The 2,766-nt window shown below is 34.2% G+C and carries 2 protein-coding genes; both read right to left on the reverse strand.

Going from position 1 to position 2,766, the window contains the following annotated elements:
* Positions 1 to 175: 175 nt before the first annotated feature.
* Positions 176 to 1,438 carry an adenosylhomocysteinase gene (gene ahcY / locus N3C60_03325; GenBank protein ID MCX8083932.1) on the reverse strand — a complete coding sequence of 421 codons (1,263 nt, stop codon included), beginning with the start codon at positions 1,436 to 1,438 and terminating at the stop codon, positions 176 to 178.
* Between the two features lie 10 nt (positions 1,439 to 1,448).
* Entirely contained in the window at positions 1,449 to 2,618 is a 1,170-nt protein-coding gene (metK, locus tag N3C60_03330) for a methionine adenosyltransferase (protein ID MCX8083933.1), read from the reverse strand.
* Between the last annotated feature and the right edge of the window lie 148 nt (positions 2,619 to 2,766).

The raw sequence follows: 2,766 nt of genomic DNA on the forward strand, positions 1-2,766 counted from the left end.
ATATCCCTAAAATTGAGGTTTATAGAAAGGACCTTAGTAAAAAACCCCTTTTTCAGCAGTTAACAAATTGTATAGCAATAGCTACTGATGAATCCTTGGATACAGATATTCCTCAATTTAACTTAAACGATGTAGATGCTATTGCTAAATTTATAGAAACTACTTTCTTGTAAAATTAAGTACCCTCTTCCCAACTGTCTAAATATTTCTTCTGTTCCTTTGTTAGTTTGTCAATTTTTATACCCATACTCTTTAGTTTCAGTTCAGCGATTTTTGAGTCTATCTCAAAGGGAACTGAATATACATTGTTTTCTAACTTTTTAGCATTTTTAATAAGATATTCAACACATAGCGCCTGATTAGCAAAACTCATGTCCATCACAGAACTTGGATGTCCTTCTGCTGAAGCTAAATTTATTAGTCTACCCTCTCCAAGAACATTTATCCGCCTTCCATCTTTTAATGTATATTCATCCACATAATCTCTAATCTGTCTTACTTTCTTTGACATTTTCTTTAAAGCATTTAGATCTATTTCAACATTGAAGTGACCTGAATTGGAAACTATTGCACCATCCTTCATAACTTTGAAATGTTCTTCTCTTAATACTGAAGTATTGCCTGTAACTGTACAAAATATATCTCCAATCTTTGCAGCATCAATCATGGGCATAACTTCATATCCATCCATAACTGCCTCTAAAGCTTTTAAAGCATCGATTTCTGTAACTATAACCCTTGCCCCCATACCCCTTGCTCTCATTGCCAATCCTTTGCCACACCAGCCATATCCTGAAACTACAAATATGGAACCAGCAAGAAGCCTATTAGTAGCCCTTATTATCCCATCAATTGTACTTTGACCAGTACCATACCTATTGTCAAACATATGCTTGGTATTTGCATCATTTACCGCAATTATTGGGTATTTTAAAACTTTATTTTTTGCCATGCTTTTTAATCTAATTACTCCAGTGGTTGTTTCCTCAGTACCACCAAAAATATTTTTTATCAAAGCCTTTTTATCCTTATGCAAAACACTTACTAAATCCGCACCATCATCCATCGTTATATTTGGCTTTAGTTCAAGGACAGATTCAATATGTTTGTAATAAGTTTTATTGTCCTCGCCTTTGATGGCATAAACCGAAATGCCAGAATTTTTTACTAATGATGCAGCAACGTCATCCTGTGTACTTAAAGGATTTGACGCACATAATGCTACTTCAGCTCCACCATTTTTTAAGACTTCCATTAGATAAGCTGTTTCTGTTGTCACATGAAGACATGCTGAAATTCTAATATTTTTTAAAGGCTTTTCTTTCGAAAACCTTTCATTTATTTGCTTTAATACTGGCATGCTTTGAGAAGCCCATTCTATTCTCAACTTACCTTTTTCTGCTAATTTTAAATCCTTCACATCATAGTTTTTTTTCATTCTATACCTCTTATTTAATTAGTTTTTTTATATCCTTGATTCTATTTGTCAGTTCCCAAGTAAACTCTTTTTCATTTCTACCAAAATGTCCATACGCTGCAGTCTTTCTATAAATTGGCCTTTTTAAATTAAGGTATTCTATCATTGCCTTTGGACGAAAATCAAAAAGCTTGTTCACTATGTTTTCAATTTCCACATCAGGAATTATTCCAGTCCCCTTTGTATCAACCATTATTGAAACTGGTTTTGCAACTCCTATCGCATAGGCAACCTGTAATTCACACTTTTTGGCAAGGCCTGAAGCAACTATGTTTTTTGCTACATGTCTTGCCATGTAGGAAGCTGTTCTATCAACTTTAGATGGATCTTTTCCAGAGAATGCGCCACCACCATGACTACCCACACCACCATAGGTATCAACAATAATCTTCCTACCTGTTAGTCCCGTATCACCCTTAGGACCTCCTATAACAAACCTCCCTGTTGGATTAACAAATATCTTTGTTTTTTTATCCATCATATTTTCAGGAATTACCTTCTTTATAACTTCTTCAATCATTGCTTCTTTAATTTTTTTATAGCTTATTTTATCTGCATGCTGTGTGGAAATAACTACAGCATCTACCCTCACAGGAACACTATCAACATATTCCACTGTTACCTGAGATTTACCATCGGGCTTAATAAAATCAACTATCTTTTTTTTCCTCACTTCAGCTAATCTCATTGAAAGCTTATGGGCTAAATATATTGGCATGGGCATAAAAGCATCGGTTTCATCTGTTGCATACCCAAACATAAGGCCCTGATCTCCAGCACCCTGTTCTTCATACAATCCCTTCCCTTCATCAACTCCCATTGCTATATCTGGTGATTGTCTATCAATAGATGTTATTACAGCACAGTTTTCAGCATCAAACCCTAATTCTGGTTCGTTATATCCAATATCTCTTACAACTGAACGGGCTAAATCAGGTATATTAACTACTGCTTTTGATGTTATTTCACCTGCTACAAAAATTAGCCCAGTTGTAACTAATGTTTCACAAGCAACCCTCGATTCAGGATCCTGTGCAATCATAGCATCTAATACTGCATCAGATATTTGATCCGCTACTTTGTCTGGATGTCCCTCTGTTACAGATTCAGAAGTAAAAAGAAAACGCTTGCCCTTGCTCATTATTTTAAACCTCCAAAATAAAAGTTATGCTATTTTAAACCATCATTAAAAATATTTCAATATTCAAAGACTTCAGGGAATTTTTGATTTACATAATTATAAAAGTCATTTATTTTTTCATAATTATTTTTTCTTATGTTGTCAATTA

It is taken from the genome of Calditerrivibrio sp., assembly GCA_026415135.1.
GTDB lineage: Bacteria > Chrysiogenota > Deferribacteres > Deferribacterales > Calditerrivibrionaceae > Calditerrivibrio.

What these genes read in the sequence shown, in the direction of transcription:
- metK (MCX8083933.1), bottom strand. Translation starts at nt 2,618, where the DNA reads ATGAGCAAGGGCAAGCGTTTTCTTTTTACTTCTGAATCTGTAACAGAG.
- ahcY (MCX8083932.1), bottom strand. Translation starts at nt 1,438, where the DNA reads ATGAAAAAAAACTATGATGTGAAGGATTTAAAATTAGCAGAAAAAGGT.